The following is a 25,165-nucleotide window of genomic DNA, read 5'->3' as shown; positions in this document are numbered from 1 at the left end:
ATGAAAATACTTCGAGTTGTTGGGGCCCGCCCTCAATTTATGCAGGTCGCCCCAATTAGAAATGAACTCGTAAATCGAGGGCATGAACACATATTGCTACATACAGGTCAGCATTATGATGATGCGATGAGTGCAGTATTCTTTCGAGAGCTCAACATTCCGGAGGCGGATATAAATCTTGGAGTTCATGGCCTTGGACACGGGGCTATGACCGGCAGAATGATGGAAGGAATTGAACAAGCTATAGAAAACATCACCCCTGACATAGTACTAGTGGATGGTGATACGAATTCCACAATGGCAGCTGCTTTGGCTGCAGCAAAGCTTCATATTCCGCTGGTTCATATTGAAGCTGGGTTGAGGGACTTCGACAAAAAAAGACCTGAAGAAATTAATCGAATTGTCACCGATCACGTTGCTAGCTTGAACTGTGCCCCAATACCTCGGGCGCTGAAAAACTTACATTCAGAAGGCTTGTCTAATGTATCAGTCTTAACAGGAGACGTGCTACTGGATTGTTTTCTCAGCAATCTAAAACGTCAATCTCACCGAGTTAGACAAGAATTAGCGCTTTCAGAGAAAGGATATCATCTATCCACTCTCCACAGGCCAGAGAATACCGACGTCAGAAACTTCAGTCGTTTTTGCGACATCATGAATTTTCTCTCTAGTCTCGACAAACCCGTCGTTCTACCAACCCACCCTAGAACTATGGCAATTATTGAGAAATGGAAAAGTGGCGGCGGAAGTCTGGGATCAATCAAACTAATTCCACCGGTCACCTACCTAGAAATGCTCGGATTGCTCTCCGGGGCCGATTGTGTCATATCAGATTCCGGTGGGGTACCAAGAGAAGCAGTTTGGGTCGGCGCAAAATGCGTTATGCTGTTTCGAGAAGACACTTGGCACGATCTGATTCAGAACGGATGGGCCACTATCGGAAAAACAGACAGACCGTCTATTGAAAATGCATTTCATGCATCCAAACGTCCTGATCCCTCAGAAACCATGAAGCACTTTGGAAATGGCGAAGCATCCAAAAACATTGTCAATAGTATTGAAACATTTGAGAGGTAACCAAAATGGCCAAGGAACTTATTTCGAAGCATGCAGTAATTGGAAGAAATGTTCAAATAGGGGACTTCGTACGAATTCATGACAATGTCAAAATCGGCGACAACTCAGTTATTGGTGATTTTTGCGTGATTGGACATCCTGCAGGCGGCGATTTCGCTGGTAGGCCATTAGATATTGGAGCCAATGCAGTAATTCGCTCCCATACTGTTGTGTATGAAGGAAGCACATTTGGGGAAAATCTAAGGGTAGGCCACTCCTCCCTTATTCGCGAGGGAGTTAAAGCAGGACTAAACCTCCAAATTGGGAGCTTCAACGATCTGGAAGGCGATGTAGAAATCGGAAACTGGGTTCGATTTCACAGCAATGTTCACATCGGAAGAGGTGCCATTATTGGAGACCTAGTTTGGATATTTCCCTATGTAGTTTTGACAAATGATCCAATTCCTCCCTCAGGCTTAAAGTATGGTGTGACTCTGGGAGAAGGTAGCGTTGTTTGTACAAGCGCCGTCGTGCTTCCAGGAACAACCATTGGGCGAGGCGCATTTGTTGCTGCTATGGCTCGTCCGCACGGGAATGTCCCTGCTGGGGCCTTGGTCGTAGGAAACCAAGGGAAAATTGCAGGAACTATTAGGAAACTGAAGCACAAGGAAACCGGGAAGCAACACCCTTGGATGAGCCACTTCTCAGACTACTATCCGCCAGAAGCTCAAATGAAGATTGAGGAGCTGCACAAACTTGTTTTATTAGATGTTGAACTATTGGAAACCTTGCTCGCGGGGGAAAATCGTGAATAGTCACAACGCGAAAGCAAAGAATATTTTGATGATCGATCGAAACTCGATGATCGACAGAAGAATTATTCTTGAAGCCAATTTGCTACAAAGATCAAGAAATGTTGTTGCACTTGTGGCCTCCTATGGCGTACTGGGCGACAATGAGAACATCATTGATGGGTTGCCAATTATTCGATTTGACGAAAATCAATCCTCAAAAAGAAGCTTCGACAAAAGGCACAAAGAATTTCACCGCCTGATTGAGCATGAAAACGGAACTGAATCTTCATCAGGCGGGCAAGAACTTCAAACGGCTCGAAAACTCGAAGAAAAGTATGATCAAAAGTCAAAAGAAAACTTCGATTCTATTTACCACATACTCAGTTCTCTTGTTGGCAAGAAACTTGCACTAATTATTGCATCGATATTTTCCCCTCGCTTTGCAATCGCAAGGATATCAAGCGCTCAAAGATTGCCAAAGATCATTCGGGGGGCGTCTGTATTTTTCCTCGGAACCCTCTCGCTAAACCTTAGAGCAGCCGTTTCAGGAATTGCTACTATAGGTAGACGAGACGGATCTAACGTTCTTTCTATTGATTCCCAGATTGCCAAATTGAAGTTTGATCTCAGTTCCCTGCGCGCAAGGAAATCTAAGCTTCCTCAGCTCTTAAAATTGGTGCGATATCCCCGGCATGGACTTAGTGCTCTAAAGCTAAAAAATGGAAGCGGAAAGTTTCCATTTGGCGCAATGCTTTGCTTACTCACATTTGATCCCTACATCATTTCAAGACTGTGGAGCTTTTCTAATGGTGATTTTTCATTTAGCCCGAAAAGCCCCCCCAAAATGGAGGGAGTAAGGCATGAACTTTCAGAATATTTCTCAGACCACCCATTAGACTATTGGGAAACAGAGGTCCTCAGGTTTGCGGAAAACTTGGATAATATTGATATCGTTCATGCCCATGATCTTACTGCCTTGCGTATAGCTGTACTAATTGGAGAAAAGCGAAATATTCCTGTCGTTTACGATGCACACGAGTTGTACAGCTACCAACCAGGTATTTTTGGCCAAAGAAAGCGAGAGTTGTTTGAAACAGAACATACTCTAATCAAGTACTGCAACGAAGTTGTCGTCATAAATAGCGATCAAGCTGGTGTCATGCAGATGGATCACGGGCACGGATCCTACACACCGCTGACGAACGCCACTGTGCGTCCGATTGGGTTTGATGTAACGAAGCGATACGCCTATGCTCGGGAAAAACTGAACCTACCTGATGACGCAAAGTTGGTACTATTTATGGGCGGAATCAATCGGGGTCGGAAGATACATCTGTTAATGGAGGGCGCCGCTAGAGCCAAGACGCCGGTTCATCTTGTGTTTCTTTCCTGGGGTATGGAGGTTCAAGAATTTAAGCTTCTTGCAATAGAATTAGGAATCGCAGACCGCACCCATTTTGTTGATCCGGTCCCATGGAGTGAGGTAGTCTTTTGGGCAGCATCTGTGGATGCAGGGTTTATGCCTTATCAAGCACTTGACTTGAACACGAGAATCTCATCTCCAAACAAAATGTATGAATTCATTGCTGCCGGAACACCCATGATCGGCTCCAGCGAATTAGTAAATGTAAAGAAGATTGTCGAAACAGAAGGATTTGGGGTGCTAATTCCACTTAAAGATGCAAAAGATTATGCATCGGCAATTGACATTATGTTTGATGAAAAGCTGGGTGGATCAGAGCGGTTCAGACAAGCATTAATAGAAAGATCAGATCAGTATCTTTTTGAATCAGAGTCAAGAGAATTTGCAAAAATGTATGACCGCTTGTTGAATATCGATGAAACATTGGAATGCACTGATGAACCCGTTTGAGAATTTGTTTCGCAATGATCCATTTCGATCTTTCTACAATCTGAACGGCACGGATGTGGTCGCACTTACGATGGATATCGATTGGGCACCCGATTATGCCGTAGAAGCAGTTCTCGAGCTGGTATCAAACGCAGGAATGAAGATCACTGCATTTGCGACACATCAGAGTCCATTGTTGATTCAATCTCAAAAATTCGTTGAAATTGGGCTGCACCCGGATAATACAAGACCTCACCCCGTTCACGGATTCAGTCAAAAGATCACTAAGCTTCGGGAAATGTATCCAGACTCAATCGGTCTTCGTTGCCATCGGAACTTTTTTGGGCAAAACATCAGCGATTTTGCTGTGCAAAGTGGCATCGAATACGATGTAAGCAGCTTCTTATGGCAGACGCCCCTTGCTCAAGGCCACATTGATTACAACGGGCTGGTAAAACTTTCCTACATTTGGGAGGACGGAATTCATGTAGATGTTGGCAATCCATTAGATGTAAATAGCTTACCCTTGGACGGACCTGGTCTAAAGATTTTCAATGTTCATCCTATGCTAATTTATCTCAACGCCCCTACAGACGATTTGAGGAAGACTTTGACCCGGGGCATTTCGGATCTAGTTAGCGTCCCTGAGTCCCATTTTTCGGGAAGTCAGTTTGGTGGCTATGGTTTGAAAAACCTATATAGGGACTTCCTTGGGGAACTCACTCGCAGGAATATAAGGACAGTATTTGTAAGAGAAATTGCAGCAGCTGTGTCGAAGACTGGGACTTAATATATGTGTGGAGTATTCGCGTTTATTTCCAAGGCACCCGTCAAGGATGCTGCCACTGTATTGCATACAGGTATTGAAAAGCTCCGACATCGAGGCCCAGATGGTGAGGGCAAATGGATTGCTGAAGATCATTGTATTGGTCTTGCTCATGTACGCCTGTCCGTGATTGATCTTTCGACGCATGCATCTCAGCCGATGAAGGATCCTGCTTCAGGTCTTGTCATTACATTTAATGGCGAGATATACAATCATATTGAATTGAGACGAGAAATTGGCGGCCACTTTCATTCCGAAAGTGACACCGAAGTTATTCTTAGAGCCTATTTAAAGTGGGGTGAAGCTTGCGTAAACAAATTGCGCGGAATGTTTGCGTTCATTATCTGGGATCCAATTAGGAATAAATCATTTGTCGCCAGAGATAGATTCGGAATAAAGCCACTTTATTTCACAACCCAAGGTGGGGTGACATACTTCGCATCAGAAATAAAGGCCTTAGTCCCCTTTATGATTCAACGGACCATCTCTAGCGCGGCCCTCTCTGAATACTTTGCCTTTCAATTTACGATTAGTGGTTCCGCACTAATGGAAGGAGTGCATGAAGTTCCCGCAGCCCATTGTGGAATGGTCTCCGCTGAATCCAATATTGTTTTTCACAGATATTGGGAGGTGCATTATGAACCAGATGCCTATCACACCGAACAATACTTTGTTGAGCGGTTACATGAGCTAATGGCAGAGTCAGTTGAAATGCATATGCGAGCTGATGTCGAGGTAGGTGCATATGTAAGTGGAGGTGTCGATTCAAGCTTACTTGCAATTCTTGCAAGAGAATCAAGGCCTACAGGACAGTTCAAGATTTTCAACGGTCGATTTACTGAAGGCCCTGAATACGATGAATCTCGGTATGCAAGCGATGTAGCAAATCAAAATGGGCTATCTTGTTTCATTCAAGACATCAATGAGAGAGATTTTGTCGACAACTTTCGCAAAATAATTTACCACTTGGATGAGCCAATTGCAGGACCAGGCTCATTCCCCCAGTTCATGGTTTCTCGACTTGCAGCATCTAAACTGAAGGTGGTCTTAGGGGGCCAAGGAGGCGATGAGATTTTTGGTGGCTATGCCAGATACCTGGTTGCATATTTTGAACAATGCATCAAGGGAGCCCTTGAGGGAACCTCACACAATGGACAATTTATCGTCACCTATGAATCCATAATTCCAAACCTAATCACCTTGAAGGAGTATCAGCCACTCCTAAAGGAGTTTTGGTCGTCGGGCCTTTTCGGGCCCAGAGACGAGAGATATTTCCGACTAATTAACCGGTCCAATACTCTTGGCGGAGTTATCACCCCTGATGCTATATCCTTCGATTCTGCTTTCGAGGCATTTCAGAAGATATTTTGGGTTGACAACGTTGGGCCGGAGGCCTACTTCGATCGAATGACTCATTTCGATTTTAAGACCTTGCTCCCTGCTCTGCTTCAAGTTGAAGACCGAATGAGCATGGCACATGGACTTGAATCACGCGTGCCGTTCTTGGACCACCCGGTGGTTGATTTTGCTGCAACAATTCCGCCAAATATTAAGTTCGCCAATGGTGAGTTGAAGAGGCTTTTACGCTTGGCATTTGGGAGTAAACTACCGGAGAGCGTACGCGATCGAAGAGACAAAATGGGATTCCCCGTCCCTCTCAACAAATGGTTGAAAAGCGGTGGCTTGGCTTATCAGTTTGTTCAAGACACTCTTGGATCTAGCCGAGCTAGAAATCGTGCCTATTTGGAGCCAAAACTAGATTTAGCCTCTTTGATCGATACACAGGGTGGTTTCAGCAGAAATTTGTGGGGACTGCTGTCCTTGGAGTTGTGGCAACAAGAGTTCGTAGATTAGAGATCTAGTTGATTCCAACCAAGCCACCTTAGAACCAATAGGATGACCCTGGCGCCTCAGCAGTATCTCCTCGACTGTGATTGTTAGTAGGTTCATTCTGTAACGTTCCGGTGCGGTGCTGTCCCATCTATGCAACACTAATTTATTGTGAAGTATGAGACTGACATGCCATTTAGATACATACGCATCCCCTCTGGCTGGCTGGATCTACTCGCTAATGACGTCCAAAATCAGATTACGATGAAAGCGTCCGCGGGCATTCATATAGGTTTCCATTCTAATGCCTATGGTAGATGTCCGATCGCATCTTGCCATGGCGTTCGCTGCTGATAATATGGGGTTGGCAGCTAGAAATTCTTCGGGGATTCCTTCTACTCCGCGGCTGACCTTGCTAGTCTAGCGCCACAACTCGCGCCATCTAAAGGCACAGTACATGTGCGCCCTGTCAATAACAAGAATAATCTGAGCGTTTTCACGGTCAAATATGACTAGAGATTATTCTGCTATATGCCCCTTTCATGCCAAGGAGATTTTTGTGCAGAATAATGAAGGAGAAATTGGAAAGAGGGGTTTTTCACCCTTTCTTGACCGAATTTTGCTCATATTTTCAGCTATCGGGACAGCATTAATATTGTCAAAAGTCCTGCATTTTGGCAAGTATGGATTCGACTTCACTGATGAGGGCTTCTATTTGAACTGGATCGCCAATCCGTTCATGTACGATGCATCGATTTCACAGTTTGGGTTTCTCTATCATCCTCTGTACATTGCATTCAGTGAAGATGTAGCTAGCTTGCGCCGAGCCAATGTATTGATAACCTTCTTGATTGCATGGTGGCTGGCATTTTCCACTCTTAGATCGCTGAATAAGGGACACTCTGAAGAAGTTTTTTCGCTGCATGTTCTGGCTTCTGGGCTGGCCACCTCATCTCTTATCTATTTCGACAATTGGTTGTTGACTCCCAGCTACAACAGTCTAACACTACAGGCATTGATGATCGCCGCCATTGGACTTATCCTTGTGTGCACGCCTGGTTATTCTGACGGCGTTGTTGGATGGGTACTGATAGGGATTGGAGGTTGCCTTTCGTTTGTCGCAAAACCAAGTACTGCGCTTATTCTCGGACTGTTTCTAGGCATCTATTTTGTCGCAACAAAAAGGTCATCATTTCTAAAGATGGGGGTTTCAGTTTTAGCTGCGATCTTGCTTTTTGGAATTATTTCAGTAGTTATCGATGGATCAATTCCAGCCTTCATTGATCGGCTATATTTGGGATTTGAGCTTTCTCAGTTGCTCGGAAGCGGTCACGGCATTTCCAATCTCTTTCGGCTTGACGACATTAATATTTCAAAAAGAGAATTAGCACATTTTCTCGTCATTACCTTGGCGTCGTTCGCATCCATTCGACTTGGATGCTCAAATAGTGGAAACTGGCGGGCCATTTCCATCATTTTTCTCATCCCTTTTTTGTATACCTCACTGAAACTTGGTTTCGGAGTACCCCCAAAGATTATTGATACCTTGGCGCTTCATGATTTGGTGATATGGAGCATCGTTTTGTCCATAATTTTTTCTGGTGTTGCTGCGTCCGGTAAAGCGATATCTTTTGCTACCTTTTCTTCGCAGTTGGGCATTGCATTTATTTTTTTGACGATGCCTTTTTTTTATGCTTTCGGAACGGGGAATAACTATTGGAGTTCCGGCTCATCTGCGTCCATATTTTGGTTGATAGGCAGCCTTGTATCTCTTGGTTCATTGGCCAAATCTAAACCTGCTTCGAGTTTTCTTCTTCCAGTGGTACTTTCCGTGCAAGCTTTAGTTGCTCTCATGCTCCATCAAGGCATGGAGCGTCCCTATCGGCAAAATCAACCACTTTCTGAAAACCAGTCAGTGACGGAACTTGGCAGATCGAAATCAAAATTGATTCTTTCAAGCGAGTACTCTAATTACATAGAATCTGCGAAGAACTTGGCTCACCAAGGGGGTTTTGAAATCAATACTCCTTTTATTGACCTAACGGGTCAATCGCCGGGAATTTCTTTTGCTTTAGGAGGAGTCAGCTTGGGTCAGGCATGGTTTATCGGCGGTTATCCTGGGAGCGTTGATCTTGCAAACGCTTCGCTAGATCGAGTTCCATGCAGCATGATTGCTGACGCTTGGCTTTTGCTTGAGCCTAACGGACCCAACAGCATCCCCATTGAGGTTGTAAATAGACAGGGCTATCGTTTCCCTGAAGGCTATGTGGAGAAAGGTGCCTTGTTGCCCCCCGGATGGATTGGATCCAGTGCTATCACACGTCATCAGATTCTATATTCACCGGATCCTTTGAGCAAGAGAAACTCCTTGGAAACATGCTTGCTAAAGCGACGAGAGGAGAGGAATTGAAAAAGGTTGCAATTCTACAATCAAACTACATTCCCTGGAAAGGGTATTTTGACTTGATTTCCGCCGTGGACGAATTCATTCTCTACGATGATATGCAATACACCCGCCGCGATTGGCGAAACAGAAATCAAATCAAAACCCCCCAAGGCGTTCAATGGTTGACAATTCCTGTTCAAGTGAAGGGGAAATACCATCAGAAGATCTTTGAAACTGAAATCGACGGCACTGAATGGGCTGCGAATCACTGGAAAGCCTTGTCGCAGAATTACGGGCGAGCACCCTATTTCGACGAAATTTCGGCATGGCTGGAGCCACTCTACCGAAGTTCCAGATTCACACACATTTCCCAGCTCAATCGCTGTTTTATTGAGGCCATTTGCAATTATTTGGAAATCAACACGGTGATTTCCAGCTCGTCAGACTACGCCTTGATCGACGGCAAAACGGAGCGCCTTGCACATTTATGCGCACAAGCTGGGGGCACCGAGTACATCTCGGGCCCTGCGGCCAGGGACTATGTTGAAGAAGCGATTTTCAGCGATCAGGGAATTATGCTCACTTGGTTTGACTACAAAGGGTATCCAGAGTACCCCCAACTTTGGGGCGAGTTTTCACATGGCGTGTCCATTCTTGATCTCCTTTTCAATTGCGGAAAGAACTCGCCGAAATACATGAGGTACGTTCCATGAAGCTCTCTGTCGTAACAACCCTCTACCAGTCGGCGCCTTACATCAATGAGTTTCACGAGCGTGCAAGCTCTGCAGCAAAGCAGCTGGCCGGAGACGATTACGAAATCATTTTTGTAAACGATGGCTCGCCAGACAGCAGTCTGGAGCTTTCAATCCACCTCGCAGAGCAAGATCCCCACCTGGTTGTCATTGATTTGTCGCGCAACTTTGGGCACCACAAAGCTATGATGACTGGCTTGGCGCATGCCAAGGGTGAGCATGTCTTTTTGCTTGACAGCGACCTCGAAGAAGAACCCGAGTGGCTCTTGAAATTCCAGGCACTGATGGAAGGCGGTAGCGCCGACGTGGTGTACGGCGTTCAGGAAAGCAGAAAAGGAGGCTGGTTCGAGCGTTGGAGTGGCCAGTGGTTCTACCGGGTCTTTAAAGCTTTAACGGGACTTACCCTGCCCGAGAACGTTGTAACCGCTCGCCTGATGAGTCGGCGTTATGTTGACGCACTGCTGCGCCACAATGAACGCGAAGTTTTCATGGCCGGCTTGTGGCACATCACCGGGTTCGAACAGCGCGCTTGCACCATCAAAAAACACGGCTCAAGCGAGACCACCTACACGCTTCGTCGGAAGATGTCTTTGCTCGTCAACTCCGTTACCTCGTTCAGCAATGCACCGCTGGTGAGCATTTTCTACATTGGCGTGTCCATTTCCTTGTTTACTTCGGCCTACATCGCCTACCTGGTTATTCATTGGCTTTTTCTTGCAAAGCCGATGAGCGGCTGGACCTCGGTGATGGCTTCTATCTGGCTGTTGGGCGGGATGGTCATCTCATTCATCGGCGTGGTGGGCATCTATCTGTCCAAAATATTCTCAGAGACGAAGCAACGGCCCTATACCATCGTGAGACACATTTATGCGCGACGACCACAACAAGACTGAGTTGCTTGACGAAGTAGCGAGCTACTACACCGAAAAACTTGCGGAACATGGTGTCACGCCTCGGGGTGTTGACTGGAATGGCGAAGAAAGCCAGTTCACCAGATTTGAGCAATTGTGCAAGATCATTGGCCCCGAAGCGTCTGATTTCTCGCTGAATGATCTTGGCTGCGGCTATGGTGCTCTATTTGACTACCTCTCTCCCAAACACCCAAGCTGCTCCTACCTCGGGGTGGACGTTTCGCCGGAGATGACCCAGGCCGCACAAGCGCGGCATGTGGCCTCGCCTAAGGCGCGATTCATTATGGGATCGGAGCCTGATGCAGGCTCCGACTATGGCGTCGCCAGCGGTATTTTTAACGTTCGCATGAAAAGAACTGACGGCGAGTGGTACGACTACCTCCTGGCTACTCTGGATGTACTCGATCGGTCCAGTCGCCTCGGATTTGCGTTCAACTGCCTGACTTCCTACTCAGACGAAGACAAGAAGCGCAACCACCTCTTCTACGCGAATCCTGGCCAATTGTTCGATATTTGCAAGCAGCGGTATTCTCGCCAAGTGGCATTGCTGCACGACTACGGACTGTACGAATTCACCATCTTAGTGAGAAAAATCTAAACCATGTGGGCTCCCTATCTACTTCTGTTAGCCACCTTTCTCGGTTGTGCGATTCTCGCCAAGTTCGTACCTGCAGTGAACCTATCGATGAGCGCTATCGTCAGACGATTTGAGCCGCGCGCCTTTCCGGTTGGCTCGGCGTTTGAACATAACAAGTTTGCATTACTTCGAATAGTGTTCGGGCTAGTATTACTCATGAGGGAACTCAATGTTTACAGCTTGCTACTGAATTCCGAGCGCCTTTCCCCCGTCGGGCTGTGGTCCGGCGCTGCTGTGCTTACTTCGGCTCTGCTAACTGTGGGTTTTGCCTCGCAATGGGCTTTACTGTTTTTGATCGGAGCAATGTGGCAGCATGGCGAAGTGGTCGTCGGAACCTCAACGCTGGGCACTGACGTCGGCGCCATTCTGGCGGTGTTGTTGTTTTTGGTTAACGCAGGAAAACACCTTTCAATCGATGCAATCCTGCTCAAACGAAGGCCTGCCTTTCATATTGCAGGGCTTTACTACAAGGGCGTTCCAAACGCGGATGCCGTCTTCTATGCAAAATTCACAGCATTGGCGAGCTACTGGGCCGTTTGTGTTTACTCCGTTGTCATCCACCTTAACGAACCTGCTTGGATGGATGGCAGCGCGGGCCCGCTGCTGCTCAGCAACAATTTCATGGCTACGTGGCATGAGCAATTCAGCGCGTTGTTCACATTCAGCGAAAATGCTGTGGCGCTGGCTAAGGGTTCTTTGTGGTTGATGATGCTGTGGTATCCCGCCGTTTTGCCTTTTGTGTTGTTGGGTGGTTGGTTTCGCCGCTACGTGATCATTTGGGGTGTGCTCTTTTTTGCGCTTTCCTTATTTGGTTTGCAGCTGGGCTGGCTGGCTGAGATCGAAATTGTGTTGTGGCTCGCGCTGTTTTGGTCCTTCGCAGGCACGGACCAAAGTCATACCTTGGAGGTGCTCTACGATGACCGCTGCAACCTGTGCGACAAGACTGTGCAGGTGATCACGTTATTCGATGTTTTTGGTCGCATTTATTTGAAGCCTCTTTCTAAAAACAGGGCACTTCTCGATGAACTAGGTCTGGACATGAGCGAGGCGTTGACCGATTTGTATGGCGTGCGTACCCAAGATCGTGCTCTGTTTCGAGGCTACGATTTTTACTTTGAATTGACCCGTACGCTGATCCTGCTTTGGCCGCTGCTGCCTTTTTTGTGGCTGGGTCGTGTTCTATGGGTTGGACCTCAGATTTACCGCTTTGTCGCCTTGCGCCGTACGCGCCTGTTCGGTGTGTGCGAGTTGCCACGCCAAAAATTTTCGCATCCTCAAAGCGAACTCAGCACCTCTCGCTTTCCCCAGGTCGTGGCCTTACAGGTGTGCGCGTTGCTTCTGTTCTACTTTGCCGCCATACCCGCACCACATCTGGGCTGGAATGGGATATCCAATCTTGGCGCTCGGGCCGCGCAAATCTACGGCATCACCCCCATCGACGTCTTCAACAAGACTGATCTGCGAATGGCTGAAAACTGGTTTGTGCTTGACTCCATCGATTTTGAAGAGCGCGTCCCAGTGTTTGAATCGGACGGTTCACGATTGTCGATGCATGCGTCGGATCGGATCTACTTCGGCCATACACTACGCTTCCGCCGTCAGGTAATTGGCGATGAGGTGTGTCAATTCCAAGCTTGGCAGCCCATGCTGCAGTATCTAAGCCGTGTCTATTTGCAACAACGCAGCGCGGCTCCGGGTGAATACCACTTCAGCTACACCCAGTTCCATCAACCACTTGTCAATGCAAAAGACATTGCACAGAACCAGTTTAAGCAAGTGAGTAGCCGCTCGCTATGCGAGCTGGACTACTCGGTGGCTTACCTGAAATGAAAAACCAATGAAGAAGCTCGTGATATTCGGATGCGGCGAGATCGCGCAGCTTGCCCATTTCTATTTCAGTACTGATTCAGAATATGAGGTTGCAGCTTTCACTGTGGACGCGAGTTACATCAAAGAATCTGAATTTTGCGGCTTGCCTGTTGTTGCATTTGAAGATATCACCAACAAATATCCGCCAGAAAATTGTGACATTTTTGTAGCATTGAGCTATTCGAAACTTAATGCAGTGCGGAAGGAGAAATTTCTAGCGGCTAAAGAGAAAGGTTATCGGCTTCCCAGCTTCATAAGCTCATACGCAACCATGCTTAACGACGGAAACATCGGAGAAAACTGTTTTATTTTTGAAGACAATACGATTCAACCATTCGTAAAAATTGGCAATAACGTAACTTTGTGGAGCGGCAACCATATTGGCCATCACTCCGTCGTTATGGACCACACCTTCATTGCCTCCCATGTGGTTGTATCTGGCGGCGTAGAAATTGGCGAGCAGTGCTTTATTGGCGTCAACGCCACACTGCGCGACCACATCAAAGTTGGTGACCGGTGTGTCATTGGCGCTGGTGCCTTGCTGCTCGCAGATGCAGCGGCGGAGGGAGTCTATATCGGTGCTGCAACCGAGCGCGCAAGAGTGCCGAGCACCAGATTGAGGGGTATATGACCCAACACTGGAAGAAACTGGGTCGCCTTTATGTTCCCAAGACAAGTGGTCAACATCCCAAGCTGACCTCGCATGCAGCAAACCCTTTGCCCGTCCATTTGGCGGGGGATACGTACCGTGTTTTTTTCAGCGGGCGTGATGAACACAACCGCTCATCGGTTGGCGCGGTTGACATCGACATTGTCCAACGGAAAGTTATCACAGAACATTTCCACCCATTTTTTGAACATGGTCCTGCTGGGAGTTTTTTCGCTGATGGTGTGAGCATTGCCAATTGCTATGAAGCAGACGGGGTACGCTACATGCTATTTATGGGATGGCAGGCCCCTTCAACAGGACATTGGCGAGGTGATATTGGGCGACTGGTTGTTTCCCCCGAACTCCTGTTGACGTTGGACTCTGATGAACCTTTTATGGGAAGCGATTCAACTGATCCGATAAGCCTCTCCTATCCTTGGGTCATCAAAAATTCATCAGGTGGATTCAATATGTGGTATGGATCTACCCAAGCTTGGGATGCGGGGAATGGCGAAATGCTGCATACCATTCAGCACGCATCATCTGAACGCGGTGATCGTTGGAATCGCACTGGCTTGGCGGTACCTTACGTATTGGGAGAGGCTCAAGCCTTTTCTAGACCCACTGTTGTGCTAAGTAGCAGTGGAAAGTTTTGCATGTGGTTTTCATACCGCGGTAACGCCGAGAATAAGTACCGGATCGGCTTCGCTGAAAGCGCCGATGGAGTTAGCTGGAGTCTCGCTTTGGACAAGGCCGGAATTTCTGTTTCTGACACTGGCTGGGATTCAGAGATGGTTGAATACCCTTTTGTGTTCAGTCACAAGGGGCAGACGTATCTGTTGTACAACGGAAATGGTTACGGAAAATCTGGTTTTGGATTGGCTATTTTGGATGATTAAGCCAACTGCAAGCCAACAATGGTCCGCTGTTAAGCATCAGCTTATTAAATTTGCACTTGTCGGAGTTCTAACCAATCTTGTTGGCTATTCCATTTACTATTTTCTCACTCTTTTTTGGGATGCACCAAAATTAACGATGACTGCCCTGTATCTGGTCGGTTCGTTGATTGGTTTTTATTCAAATAAAAACTTTACCTTTCGACATGACGGGCCTGCGGGCAAAGCGGGATTGCGATATATAGCGGTGCAAACTATGGGTTATTTTTTGAATTTTCTCCTGCTTGTGATTTTTGTTGACTTGTTGGGCTATCAGCATCAAATTGTTCAGGCGGTCGCAATTTTCGTGGTGGCCGCATTCTTGTTTTTCCTGTCTCGGGTTTTTGTGTTTGCCCCGGCTTCTATCAAGAACGGAGTGCCGAGACCATGAGAGTCTGCCCTGACTGCAAAGACGTTTACGCCACGGCTGAACGCCTATGCCCTTCGTGCGGGTATGAGCCGGTTCGGCTGGATGGCTTCGACGCCTATGCCGCGGAGTTTGCAAATGGCGGTGGTGGGTTCAAGGCTGAGTATTTTGATGAACTGGCCAGGCTGGAGTCTGCCAACTTCTGGTTTCGAGCACGCAACGAACTCATTCTCTGGGCTTTGCGCGCCTATATGCCAAGCGTTCAGAGCTTTCTCGAGGTTGGCTGTGGAACCGGGTTCGTTCTGTCCGGCATCGCCAAGGCGCACCCAAAAATCGCATTGAGTGGCAGCGAGATATTCCTGGACGGTTTGTCGCATGCCAAGGTGCGGGTGCCTACCGCGCACTTCATGCAAATGGATGCCCGACAAGTGCCGTTTCGGGACGAGTTCGATGCCATAGGCGCCTTCGACGTGCTTGAACACATTGAGGAAGATGAGGCTGTGTTGGCTCAACTGCACTGTGCGCTGAAGCCAGATGGCGTTTTGTTGTTGACGGTACCGCAACACCCCTGGTTGTGGAGCGCTTCCGATACCCATGCCTGCCACGTGCGCCGATACACAGCGCGAGAACTGAATGACAAGCTCGTTGCCGCAGGCTTTCAAATTGAACGAAGCACCTCTTTCGTCAGCCTGTTGCTGCCCGCCATCCTGTTCTCACGCCGCGCGAAGCCTGCAGCAGGCAAAGAATACGACCCCACCGCTGAATTGCGCCTGCCGAGAATGTTGAACAGCTTTCTCTTGCAGGTCATGTTGTTTGAAAAGAAGCTGATCTCTCTCGGGGTGAACTTTCCCCTGGGTGGCTCTCGACTGATCGTTGCCAGAAAGACCGCCGAGTGATGCGCATTCCATTCAACAAACCGTACATGACGGGGAAAGAGATTCTCTACATTGCCGAGGCCCACGCCAACAGCATGTTGGCTGGCGATGGCCCGTTTACAAAGCGCTGCCATGCCTGGCTTGAAGAGCGAGCGGGGTCCAGCAAGGCTTTGTTGACCCATTCCTGTACAGCGGCTCTCGAGATGGCGGCTTTGCTGCTGAACATTCAACCCGGCGACGAAGTGATCATGCCTTCGTTCACCTTCGTTTCTACAGCCAATGCTTTTGTGCTGCGGGGTGGCATCCCGGTGTTTGTCGATATCAGGGAAGATACGCTGAATCTAGACGAGAAGCTGATTGAGGCAGCCATCACACCGCGCACCCGTGCCATCGTTCCGGTGCATTACGCCGGTGTGGCCTGTGAGATGGATGCCATCATTGCCATCGCAAAAAGACATGGCCTGAAGGTGGTTGAAGACGCTGCTCAGGGCGTCATGTCAAGCTACAAGGGGCGTGCGCTGGGCGGCATTGGCGATCTCGGCGCTTACAGCTTTCATGAAACCAAGAACGTGATCTCTGGTGAGGGCGGCGCATTGCTTGTTCGTGATCCTGAACTGGTTGTTCGAGCCGAAACCATTCGAGAAAAAGGAACTGATCGAAGCCGCTTTTTTCGAGGAGAGGTTGATAAATACACCTGGCAAGAAGCAGGCTCTTCCTTCTTGCCTGGTGAGCTCACCGCCGCTTTTCTTTGTGCCCAGTTGGAGGAGGCAGAACGCATTACCCGGGATCGAATGGCTATTTGGTCGCAGTACCACGAGTCTCTCGAATCGCTTGAGCTGGCTGGTCTGTTGCGCAGGCCCATTGTTCCGCTGGAATGTCAGCACAATGCCCATATGTATTACATACTGCTTCCGCCAGAGGTCGATCGGCAAAGGGTGTTGGAAGAACTCAAACGAAATGACGTGGGAGCGGTATTCCATTACGTTCCTTTGCATTCATCTCCAGCGGGCTCACAACTTGGGCGATCGGCGGGGAGTATGGCCGTAACCAATATGCAATCTGAGAGATTGATCAGACTCCCGCTTTGGTTAGGGCTTTCTCATGAGCAGCAGGAAAAAGTTGTTCGGACCATCAAGGATGCCATCTAGTTGAATTTCCAGTGATTTTTCAGCCTGCTGCCAGCTTATACGCAATGGGTTGTCTTGAATGTTCATCTTCGCAATGATTCTGTAGTATTGGAAAATCAGGGATGTGTGGTATCGGTGGTTTTATTTTGAATCCTGGACATTCCGCGTCTCGCGCAAGTGTCCAGGAGATGATTGATTTGGTGGCCCATCGAGGTCCCGACGGACACGGCATTTTTATTGATGGTCCAGTGGCCTTCGGTCATCGCCGGTTGGCCATTATTGACTTGTCTGAGGCTGGCAAACAGCCGATGTCCAGTCTCAGCGGCGATCTGGTGATCACCTACAACGGCGAGATATACAACCACATCGAACTCAGGTTGGAGCTTGAAGCGAAGGGGCGTCAATTTTCCTCATCATCAGATACCGAGGTTATCTTGATGGCGTACGCCCAATGGGGCGAACGTTGCGTTGAGCGTTTCAATGGCATGTGGGCATTTGCGATCTGGGATAAGCGCAAGCGGCAAGTCTTTTGCTCCCGGGATCGGTTTGGGGTCAAGCCGTTTTACTTTACACAAACGCCCCTGGGGTTCGCATTCGGATCGGAAATTCGGCAGTTGTTGCCCCTGATGCCGACAATCAAAGCGCGCGAAGATCTGGTCCTGGACTTCATCCTGACTGGCGCGTCCGACCACACCGACAGCACCTTCTTCGATGGCATCGAGCGCCTGCCGGCGGGACACAACCTGGTTTTAGACGTCAATACCGGCAGAGCCAGGCTGGTTCGTTATTTCCGGGTGGAGCGAACATCCGATTTTGAAGGGCTCAGCCCTGATGAAGCCGTTCGAGCCTATGGGTCCCTGCTTGAAGACGCCGTGCGGTTGCGCCTGCGTTCCGATGTTCCGGTTGGCACCTGTCTGAGCGGCGGCCTGGACAGCTCTGCGGTGGCTGCTTTGGCCGGGCCCATATACAAAGCGCAGTCGGGCAACCCGTTCAGCGCGATCACCGCTGTGAGCGAGCAGGCTGACAACAGCGAAGAAGGCTATGCGGGGGCCGTGGCCAATTCCGTCGGTTTGAATTGGCTAAGGGTGCGACCCGACCGCGACTCCTTTGCCGCCAGTCTGGACGCCGTGGTTCGCACCCAGGAGGAACCCTTCGGCAGCACATCGATTTCGATGCAATACGCCGTCATGCAACAAGCGCGGGCATCTGGCATTCCGGTTTTGCTGGACGGTCAGGGCGGAGACGAGACGCTGCTGGGGTATCCCAAATATCTGGCCGCCTACCTGAGCGCCCAACGGCGCACCGGCGGTTTTGGCGCCATGGTGTCAGCCCTTCGGTCTGCGGGCAAAAACAATGCCGCCTGGTCGCCGACACGCGCGTTGATGTACGCCGTTGGAGGCCGTCAGGCCTCACTGCGCTACCGCTATTACCTCTGGCAACACCGCTACCTGCGCGCTGGCCTGGCTTTGCCTGAGCACCTGCGCGCTTTTTCCGCGGCCTGCTCGGATGATTTTGAACTGCAGCGGCTTGAAATCGAACGCACCAACCTGCCCGTGTTGCTGCGCTATGAAGACAAGAATTCGATGGCCCATTCTGTTGAAACCAGGCTGCCATTTCTGGACTACCGCCTGGTTGGCATGGCGTTGTCGCTGCCAGGCAATCTCAAGATTCGAGATGGCTGGAGCAAATGGGTATTGCGGCGCGCTGTAGAACAGCGCCTCCCCCATGACATCGTCTGGCGGAAAAACAAACTCGGATTCGAGGCGCCGGAGCGGGTTTGGCATCAACACATGGCAGCGCAAATGCGTTCGGACGTGCTTCGTTCGCCTTTGGTCTCTGCTTTGGCCAGACCTTCGCGATTGGCCGCCACCTACGACAAGCTTCCGCTGCGCGCGCAGTGGCGTCTGTTCAGCGTGGCCAGGTGGGCTGATACCTTTGGGGTCAGCGGGATATCGGGCGCTCCGTCACTTTCGCCATCTCAGACGGGTTGGCTTGAAAAGGTGGGCGCGTGAATTCGACCCCTGCTCTTCCAAAGGTTTCGTTGCTGATTGCGGTGCGAAACGAAGGCAAACACCTGGCAAGAACGCTGGAGTCGGTTTGCGCACAAGACTGCCCGCTTCATTGGCTGGATGTACTGGTTCTGGATGGCAACTCCAGCGACGACACGGTGGCCATCGCAGAGGGGTTTGCTACACGCCTCCCCCATCTTCGGGTGGTCAACAACCCGGGCCTGCTCTCGGCCGCAGCATGGAATCTGGGGTTGGGGCTGGCAACGGCTCCTTTGGTCTCGATTCTCAGCGGACATGCTTTGCTGCCTGTCGACTACTTCTCCTTCCTTTTGAAAGAGGCCACTCCCGCCCGCGCAGGGGTGGGCGCAAAGGCTGTACCCCATGGTGATGACGAACGCAGCGCGCTAATTGCATCGGCTTTCTCCGGGCTTCTGGGCAATGGCGGTGCCTCGTTCATGGCCAGCAATCGAAGCGGCCCCGTCGAGTCAATTGCATTTGGCTGTTATTGGCGCCACATTCTTCAAAAGGCGGGCGGGTTCGATGAACGTATCGTTCGGGGTCAGGATTGGGACCTCAATCTGAGATTGCGTGCCCAGGGTTACGAGCTTTGGTATTTTCCACAGCGCGAGATCCAATACTTCACCCGGTCCAATTTCCGAGCACTGTGGCAACGCCAGTATCTGGCCGGCAAATGGAAACGGTATATCCACGAGAAATCCCGAAAACCATTCCTGAAACGGCATTTGCTGCCGGCTTTTTTTGTCGCCGGACTGGGGACATCGGTTCTTGCCGCTCTGGCCTGGCCACCCGCCGGGTTCATCGCTGCTTGTATTGTTCTCACCCATCAAGCGGTTTCAATGTGGCAGTTTCAGAAGACGGGACTGCCGTGGCGCCTGGCGCCCTCCTTTTGGTGGGCGGTTTGGCTAATTCACACAGGGTACGGCGCAGGTATGATCACGGGCTTTGCAGTGCCTATTCGGCAGGCCTCAAAGAATTCGGTTTCAACACGCCAGTAGCTGGCCCGCCCGCTTGGGTACGGCCTTCAGCGAACAAATGGGTTCAAGCCAGCCAGAGCCGCTCCAAATAACAAGAAGCAGAGGTCACTGACTTTGGGCAAAGCCCGATGTCATCGCGCTCATTTCACGTCTGAAAGTCGTTTTGCCGTTACTCCAGCTACCTCACCTTGCGCTCGCAGCGGGCGCTGTGACCACCTTGCTTCTGTGCTGGGCGATCGCGGCCACGCACCTGTGGCATGGCCAGTGGAGCCTGGATCACACCCACGGCGTGCAAAAAATCCACGAAGCGCCCACACCCCGCATTGGCGGACTGGCTGTGCTCGCAGGGGGTTGGGTTGGCTGGTGGCTTGCCCCGGAACTGGTCGACAAGGTTCTGGCCAACATCCTGATTGCAAGTTTGCCCGCCTTTGTCTTTGGGTTCGCAGAGGACCTGACACGCAAAGTGGGCGTCAGGGAGCGCTTGCTCGCGACCATGGCCAGCGGGGTGCTGGCCTGGTGGATGACCGACATCAGCCTGACCCGCATCGATGTGTGGGGTGCAGACGCGCTGTTGGCCTGGGTGCCGATTTCAGTGATTTTTACCGCGTTCGCTGTCGGAGGCATTGCCAATGCGATCAACATCATTGACGGGTTCAATGGACTGGCCGCCGGCGTCGTCTTGATTTGCCTGTCTTCACTGGGGTTCATCGCATTTCTTGCCGGTGACCCGGTGATGGCCAAAGTGTGTTTTGTGTTTGCCGGCGTGACAACTGGTTTTCTGCTCATCAATTTTCCGTTCGGGAAAATCTTCCTGGGTGACGGCGGTGCCTATTTGCTTGGCTTCTGGCTGGCCTGGATCGCTGTCATGATTGCCATGCGCAACCCCCACATCTCCCCCTGGAGCAGCCTGCTCGCATGCGCCTACCCCATCGTCGAGGTGCTCTTCAGCGTCTACCGGCGGCGTCGGCGAAACCACCATCCAGGGCACCCCGACCGCCTCCATCTGCACAGCCTGATCAAAAGCCGCATCACCCGCAAGCGCATGAGCACATCCAGCCTGACCATGCGAAACGCAGCGGTTTCGCCCTATCTATGGTGTCTTGCGGCCGTTCCCGCCCTGCTCGCGCCTTTGCTTCGGAGCCATACAGCATGGCTCATGCTGGCGTTTGTTGGCTTTTTCGCCCTGTATTATTCATGCTACGTGGCGCTGGTCAGATTTGCCATCAAACGATAAATGCCGCGCATTTTGTGCGGGCTGACTCCCATCTCCCGCGCCCGACCCTGCTGAACCCGCGCCACCGCGCCTGTTCAGCTCGGTGAGCACCCGTATTCCCTGAGAACACCAACCGCGAATTCACCTATGAGCTCCAAGTCGACCGATGAAAATTCGGAAACCGTTTCATCGCTTCAAGAGGCCCTCAAAGACCGCGATCAGCAACTCGTTGAGTTGCTGAATGACTACACCGATCGCAACCTGCAACTGGTGTCGGCCTACCAGGTCATCGCCAGCCAGAATCAGGAAATCCTCTCACAACAACTCTCCGTCAAGGCCACGGAGCAGCAGGTCAACGGCATGTACCGCTCCACGAGCTGGCGCGTGACAGCGCCGCTGCGTGCGGCGAGCATACAGGGGCAGAAGCTCAAACACGCGGCCCAGGTTTTCAGAACCGCACTTCACGAGAAAAAGGGCCTGGCTCTGGCCATGAAGCAGGGGCTGCATGCGTATGCGCCCGCTCCAGAAAGTGAAACCCCCAAAGAGGTGGCCGACCACGCGCCCCAGCAGTTGAGCCTGCGCGACTATGCCGAATGGGTACGCCGCTATGACACGCTCACCCCGGCAAATCTCGCAGCCCTGAAAGTCCAGGTTGGCGAACTGCCTTCAACACCCATCATTTCCATCGCCATGCCAACCTACAACGCCAACCAGGCGTGGCTGGCGGAGGTCATCGAATCGGTCAGGCAGCAGGTGTATCCCCACTGGGAACTCTGCATCGCCGATGACGCGTCGACTGACGAGACAATCAAAGCCTACCTGAGCGAAATCGCGAAGTCCGATGAGCGCATCAAACTGGTGTTTCGCGAAACCAATGGCCATATATCAGCCGCCACCAACAGCGCGCTGGAATTGGCGACCGGTGAGTGGGTGGCATTCCTGGATCACGACGACATCATTCCGCCCCATGCGCTGGCCTACATGGCCCTGGCAATTGCCGCGAACCCCGATGCGCAAATGCTCTACTCGGACGAAGACAAGATAGACGAGAACGGCAAGCGAAGCGATCCCTATTTCAAGTCCGACTGGAACCCGGATCTTTTTTACTCGCACAACATGATCACGCACTTGGCGTTGTATCGGCGCGATCTGATTCAGCAAACAGGTGGTCTGCGCGATGAGTACGCTGGCGCGCAAGACTACGACCTCGTGCTCCGGGTGATTGAACACATCAAGCCCGAACAAATCGTGCATGTGCCCTTCATCCTGTACCACTGGCGCGCCCACGCCGGCAGCACGGCAACAGCCGACCTGAACATCAAGCCCTACGCCATGCTGGCGGGGGAACGTGCCCTGAATGCCCATTTCAAACGCAAGGGCATCGCAGCACGTGCCCAGTTCATTGGCCATGGTTACCGCGCACGCTACAAGCTGCCTGATATTCAGCCACTGGTGAGCATCATCATTCCGACGCGCAACGCGGTGGGTCTGGTGAGAACCTGCATTGAAAGCATCAAGGCCCGCACCATCTACAAGAACTACGAAATCGTTCTGATGGACAACGGCTCTGACGATCCAGAGGCCTTGGCTTACTTCGCTGAACTGGCGAAAGAGCCCAACTTCATGCTGATCAGGGACGACTCCCCGTTCTGCTACTCGGCGATCAACAACAAGGCTGCCAGCAAAGCCAATGGGGAAGTCTTCTGCTTTCTGAACAACGACATCGAGGTCATCAACCCGGACTGGCTCAATGAGCTCGTCAGCCACGCTTGCCGACCAGGCATTGGCGCCGTTGGTGCCCGACTGCTGTACCCCACCGGCATGCTGCAGCACGCGGGCATCATCCTGGGTATTGGCGGCTGGGCGGGTCATGCCCACAAGGGTTTTTCCTCGCTTGCCCACGGCTACGTGGGTCGCGCCACCCTGATCAGCTCATTCAGTGCCGTCACCGGTGCCTGTCTGGCGATGCAGCGCAAGCACTTCGAGGCCGTGGGCGGCTTTGACGAAGTCAATCTTCGCGTGGCCTGCAACGACGTTGACCTGTGCCTGAAGCTGACAGAAATCGGTTTGCGCAATGTGTACACACCGTTTGCCTCGCTGTACCACCACGAATCGGCGACCCGAGGCTATGAAGACACGCCCGAGAAGAAGGCTCGCTTCCAGAAAGAAGTTGACTACATGTGGAAGCGCTGGCCCGACATGATGGCCCGCGACCCCGCATACAGCCCCAACCTCACGCTGGACCATGAGGACTTCAGCCTCGCCTGGCCACCCCGTGTTCGCCATTCCAACGCCTAAATGACTGCGCCAACCGCCCCCCAAGCGCACGGGTCGCTCTTCGCTCGAGCCCTGCACGAGACAAGCCATCTCCGCCTGGCGCTGCTGATGGTGTTGTTCCTGGGGCTTCAGGCGCTCACCAGCGTGCTCAATGTGCCGCTGGGCTCGCCCCCCGACGAACTGGCCCACCTTTCCTATATTGGCAACGCCATCCAGTCGCCGGTCTTGCTGCCTGACTACGCCAATGGCACCATCATCGGAGACTCCAAAACCAGCAACTACCTGGCCCACCCACCGCTGTACTACAGCCTGATGGGCGTCGTTGGCAAGGTGATGCACCTGAGTCCGTACCGGGACTATGTGACCTTTCGGCTGGTCAGCTTGATGATGGTGATGGCCGGACTGGTATTTGTGGTCCTCACCGCCAACGAATTGCGCCTCAAGCCGGAGACCACCGCGTTGGCGCTGTTTGCCTGCGCAGGTGTGCCCATGTTCGGGTATCTCGCGGGCAGCGTGTCAAACGACAACTTGCTCTATCTGGGCGTTTCGATGTGCCTCTATGGGGTTGCCACAACCCAGAATCAAAGCGCCAAGTCGATGGGGCTGGCGCCCTGGGTCGCGGTGGCTGGCCTGATCATTGTCTGCCTCACAAAAGCGACCGCAGCCGCTTTCATGGTGTTTTTCTTTGGCTGGTGGGGGCTCCTGCACATTCGCCAGCTCAAACCATTTGAACTGGTACGTCAATGGTGGCCAAAGGCCTTCGTTGTTCTGCTGTTTGTCGGCGGCTACTACCTGATCACCCGTATCAACACGGGGAAAATTTTCCCGGTTCCGAAGCTGCTCTATGTACCCACCGAGGTCGTCGATCCGATTGGGTTTTTGCCATACCTTGATGCGTATGTAAGCACGATGCTGGAGCGACTGCCTCTGGTGTTTTCCCATCTGGGCATCGACCCGTTCATACCCGCCCTGAAACCCGCTTTTTTCGCCTTTGTGGCGCTGCCCGTCGTGGGCTGGTTGATCGTGCGCTTCTCGGCAACCCTGATCGACGCCAAATCGCCGCACATACGGTGGCTGGACGCCATGTTTCTCGCCGCGCTCACCACGGTGGTTCTCCACATCGCATTTGGCTACAAGTACTACCTTGTCAATGGCCACCTTGGAGGCTTCCAGCCACGCTACTACGCCTACCTTTTACCCGCCCTCTGGCTGCCATTCTTCGCGCTGAGCCGAGCAGGCTGGCTGCGCAGCCTGATTGTCCTGATCTTCGCCGTTCTGGCGCTTGGCGCATTCTGGGGGTCTTCTCCCTTCTATTTCGTCAAGCAGGGAGAGACCATCGAAGCCAAACGCCAGACCAAGACCTTCCCACCACCGGAATCCACTCCAACGGCCTCCGTTGAAGTCTCTATGGAAGGGCCGGCCACCGGGCTGGTGGACAGCTTTGACCTGAAAAATGGCTACCTGCAGGTCCGGGGGTGGGCCTTCGATCTGGCCCGTGGACTGCCAGTCGCCCGCGTATGGGTTGTATCCCAAAAGAAGTTCGTGGCATCCTCCAAGATCCACATCCAGCGCGCAGACGTTGCGCAAGCATTTGGAAACCAGGCCGCCAACCTTTCCGGGTTTCATTTTGTTGTCACCCGTGTCCCGGCCGATGCACAAGCTTGCGACTTCGAAGTCCTGGCCGAATACGCCAATGGCACACTTGCAAGAATTCCCAACCCCGCTTGTCCTGCAGCGGGTCAGTAGCCGGACCTGCAGAACCTTCACGGCCAAGCCCTTTTAATCGATCCATATTCGGAGCCCTT

At 51.4% G+C, this 25,165-nt stretch carries 20 protein-coding genes; all 20 read left to right on the top strand.

The features are described 5' to 3' along the window. The 20 genes from wecB (at position 1) to LPB072_RS07035 (ending at position 25,106) form a co-directional block, all read left to right on the top strand. Positions 1-1,077 carry a non-hydrolyzing UDP-N-acetylglucosamine 2-epimerase gene (gene wecB, locus LPB072_RS23080; RefSeq protein ID WP_082877048.1) on the top strand — a complete coding sequence of 359 codons (1,077 nt, stop codon included), beginning with the start codon at positions 1-3 and terminating at the stop codon, positions 1,075-1,077. A 5-nt stretch (positions 1,078-1,082) separates the two neighbouring features. Further along, on the top strand, positions 1,083-1,871 hold the full coding sequence (locus tag LPB072_RS23075) for an acyltransferase (protein ID WP_082877047.1): 789 nt from the start codon (positions 1,083-1,085) through the stop codon (positions 1,869-1,871). Positions 1,872-1,899: 28 nt separating this feature from the next. Next, positions 1,900-3,723: a glycosyltransferase gene (locus LPB072_RS23070; RefSeq protein WP_197508920.1), complete on the top strand. Its 1,824-nt coding sequence runs from the start codon at positions 1,900-1,902 to the stop codon at positions 3,721-3,723. After that, positions 3,710-4,492 carry a polysaccharide deacetylase WbmS family protein gene (locus tag LPB072_RS07110; RefSeq protein WP_066093254.1) on the top strand — a complete coding sequence of 261 codons (783 nt, stop codon included), beginning with the start codon at positions 3,710-3,712 and terminating at the stop codon, positions 4,490-4,492. The genes LPB072_RS23070 and LPB072_RS07110 overlap by 14 nt, the downstream gene beginning before the upstream one ends. 3 nt (positions 4,493-4,495) lie before the next feature. After that, entirely contained in the window at positions 4,496-6,382 is a 1,887-nt protein-coding gene (gene asnB / locus LPB072_RS07105; RefSeq protein ID WP_066093250.1) for an asparagine synthase (glutamine-hydrolyzing), read from the top strand. Between the two features lie 535 nt (positions 6,383-6,917). After that, complete coding sequence (locus LPB072_RS23375) at positions 6,918-8,768, top strand: hypothetical protein (RefSeq protein ID WP_157559246.1); 1,851 nt, start codon at positions 6,918-6,920, stop codon at positions 8,766-8,768. Further along, positions 8,735-9,457: a WbqC family protein gene (locus tag LPB072_RS07100; protein WP_197508919.1), complete on the top strand. Its 723-nt coding sequence runs from the start codon at positions 8,735-8,737 to the stop codon at positions 9,455-9,457. Before LPB072_RS23375 ends, LPB072_RS07100 begins: the two co-directional genes overlap by 34 nt. Further along, positions 9,454-10,389 carry a glycosyltransferase family 2 protein gene (locus LPB072_RS07095; protein ID WP_066093248.1) on the top strand — a complete coding sequence of 312 codons (936 nt, stop codon included), beginning with the start codon at positions 9,454-9,456 and terminating at the stop codon, positions 10,387-10,389. The genes LPB072_RS07100 and LPB072_RS07095 overlap by 4 nt, the downstream gene beginning before the upstream one ends. Continuing rightward, on the top strand, positions 10,364-11,005 hold the full coding sequence (locus LPB072_RS07090) for a class I SAM-dependent methyltransferase (protein ID WP_066093245.1): 642 nt from the start codon (positions 10,364-10,366) through the stop codon (positions 11,003-11,005). The genes LPB072_RS07095 and LPB072_RS07090 overlap by 26 nt, the downstream gene beginning before the upstream one ends. 87 nt (positions 11,006-11,092) lie before the next feature. Continuing rightward, positions 11,093-12,874, top strand: coding sequence for a DCC1-like thiol-disulfide oxidoreductase family protein (locus tag LPB072_RS07085; protein ID WP_157694168.1), 1,782 nt, complete (start codon positions 11,093-11,095; stop codon positions 12,872-12,874). A gap of 7 nt (positions 12,875-12,881) precedes the next feature. Next, positions 12,882-13,544 (top strand): acetyltransferase, encoded by a 663-nt coding sequence (locus tag LPB072_RS07080; RefSeq protein ID WP_066093239.1) that lies wholly within the window; start codon positions 12,882-12,884, stop codon positions 13,542-13,544. Beyond that, positions 13,541-14,461 (top strand): hypothetical protein, encoded by a 921-nt coding sequence (locus LPB072_RS07075; RefSeq protein WP_066093236.1) that lies wholly within the window; start codon positions 13,541-13,543, stop codon positions 14,459-14,461. Before LPB072_RS07080 ends, LPB072_RS07075 begins: the two co-directional genes overlap by 4 nt. Beyond that, a complete protein-coding gene (locus LPB072_RS07070) occupies positions 14,436-14,888 on the top strand; it encodes a GtrA family protein (RefSeq protein ID WP_231943453.1) in 453 nt (150 codons plus the stop codon). Before LPB072_RS07075 ends, LPB072_RS07070 begins: the two co-directional genes overlap by 26 nt. Beyond that, a complete protein-coding gene (locus LPB072_RS07065; protein ID WP_082877045.1) occupies positions 14,885-15,760 on the top strand; it encodes a class I SAM-dependent methyltransferase in 876 nt (291 codons plus the stop codon). Before LPB072_RS07070 ends, LPB072_RS07065 begins: the two co-directional genes overlap by 4 nt. Beyond that, positions 15,760-16,887 (top strand): dTDP-4-amino-4,6-dideoxygalactose transaminase, encoded by a 1,128-nt coding sequence (rffA, locus tag LPB072_RS07060; protein WP_066093231.1) that lies wholly within the window; start codon positions 15,760-15,762, stop codon positions 16,885-16,887. The genes LPB072_RS07065 and rffA overlap by 1 nt, the downstream gene beginning before the upstream one ends. A 101-nt stretch (positions 16,888-16,988) precedes the next feature. Continuing rightward, the gene (gene asnB, locus LPB072_RS07055) at positions 16,989-18,878 is read left to right on the top strand and encodes an asparagine synthase (glutamine-hydrolyzing) (RefSeq protein WP_082877044.1); all 1,890 of its coding nucleotides are present in this window, start codon (positions 16,989-16,991) and stop codon (positions 18,876-18,878) included. Then, positions 18,875-19,891, top strand: a complete 1,017-nt coding sequence (locus LPB072_RS07050) for a glycosyltransferase (RefSeq protein ID WP_066093225.1) — start codon at positions 18,875-18,877, stop codon at positions 19,889-19,891. The genes asnB (LPB072_RS07055) and LPB072_RS07050 overlap by 4 nt, the downstream gene beginning before the upstream one ends. A 187-nt stretch (positions 19,892-20,078) precedes the next feature. After that, a complete protein-coding gene (locus tag LPB072_RS07045) occupies positions 20,079-21,104 on the top strand; it encodes an MraY family glycosyltransferase (protein ID WP_157694167.1) in 1,026 nt (341 codons plus the stop codon). Between the two features lie 126 nt (positions 21,105-21,230). Beyond that, the gene (locus LPB072_RS07040) at positions 21,231-23,381 is read left to right on the top strand and encodes a glycosyltransferase family 2 protein (RefSeq protein WP_096349099.1); all 2,151 of its coding nucleotides are present in this window, start codon (positions 21,231-21,233) and stop codon (positions 23,379-23,381) included. Continuing rightward, positions 23,382-25,106: a glycosyltransferase family protein gene (locus tag LPB072_RS07035; protein WP_066093219.1), complete on the top strand. Its 1,725-nt coding sequence runs from the start codon at positions 23,382-23,384 to the stop codon at positions 25,104-25,106. The last annotated feature ends 59 nt before the right edge of the window (positions 25,107-25,165 follow it).

The sequence above is a fragment of the Hydrogenophaga crassostreae genome, assembly GCF_001761385.1.
Taxonomy (GTDB): domain Bacteria; phylum Pseudomonadota; class Gammaproteobacteria; order Burkholderiales; family Burkholderiaceae_C; genus Hydrogenophaga; species Hydrogenophaga crassostreae.
This window is presented reverse-complemented; position numbering and strand designations above follow the sequence as displayed.

Coding starts and splice junctions, on each gene's coding strand:
- wecB (WP_082877048.1), top strand. CDS start 1: ATGAAAATACTTCGAGTTGTTGGGGCCCGCCCTCAATTTATGCAGGTC.
- LPB072_RS23075 (WP_082877047.1), top strand. CDS start 1,083: ATGGCCAAGGAACTTATTTCGAAGCATGCAGTAATTGGAAGAAATGTT.
- LPB072_RS23070 (WP_197508920.1), top strand. CDS start 1,900: ATGATCGATCGAAACTCGATGATCGACAGAAGAATTATTCTTGAAGCC.
- LPB072_RS07110 (WP_066093254.1), top strand. CDS start 3,710: ATGAACCCGTTTGAGAATTTGTTTCGCAATGATCCATTTCGATCTTTC.
- asnB (WP_066093250.1), top strand. CDS start 4,496: ATGTGTGGAGTATTCGCGTTTATTTCCAAGGCACCCGTCAAGGATGCT.
- LPB072_RS07100 (WP_197508919.1), top strand. CDS start 8,735: ATGCTTGCTAAAGCGACGAGAGGAGAGGAATTGAAAAAGGTTGCAATT.
- LPB072_RS07095 (WP_066093248.1), top strand. CDS start 9,454: ATGAAGCTCTCTGTCGTAACAACCCTCTACCAGTCGGCGCCTTACATC.
- LPB072_RS07090 (WP_066093245.1), top strand. CDS start 10,364: ATGCGCGACGACCACAACAAGACTGAGTTGCTTGACGAAGTAGCGAGC.
- LPB072_RS07085 (WP_157694168.1), top strand. CDS start 11,093: ATGAGCGCTATCGTCAGACGATTTGAGCCGCGCGCCTTTCCGGTTGGC.
- LPB072_RS07080 (WP_066093239.1), top strand. CDS start 12,882: ATGAAGAAGCTCGTGATATTCGGATGCGGCGAGATCGCGCAGCTTGCC.
- LPB072_RS07075 (WP_066093236.1), top strand. CDS start 13,541: ATGACCCAACACTGGAAGAAACTGGGTCGCCTTTATGTTCCCAAGACA.
- LPB072_RS07065 (WP_082877045.1), top strand. CDS start 14,885: ATGAGAGTCTGCCCTGACTGCAAAGACGTTTACGCCACGGCTGAACGC.
- rffA (WP_066093231.1), top strand. CDS start 15,760: ATGCGCATTCCATTCAACAAACCGTACATGACGGGGAAAGAGATTCTC.
- asnB (WP_082877044.1), top strand. CDS start 16,989: ATGTGTGGTATCGGTGGTTTTATTTTGAATCCTGGACATTCCGCGTCT.
- LPB072_RS07040 (WP_096349099.1), top strand. CDS start 21,231: ATGAGCTCCAAGTCGACCGATGAAAATTCGGAAACCGTTTCATCGCTT.
- LPB072_RS07035 (WP_066093219.1), top strand. CDS start 23,382: ATGACTGCGCCAACCGCCCCCCAAGCGCACGGGTCGCTCTTCGCTCGA.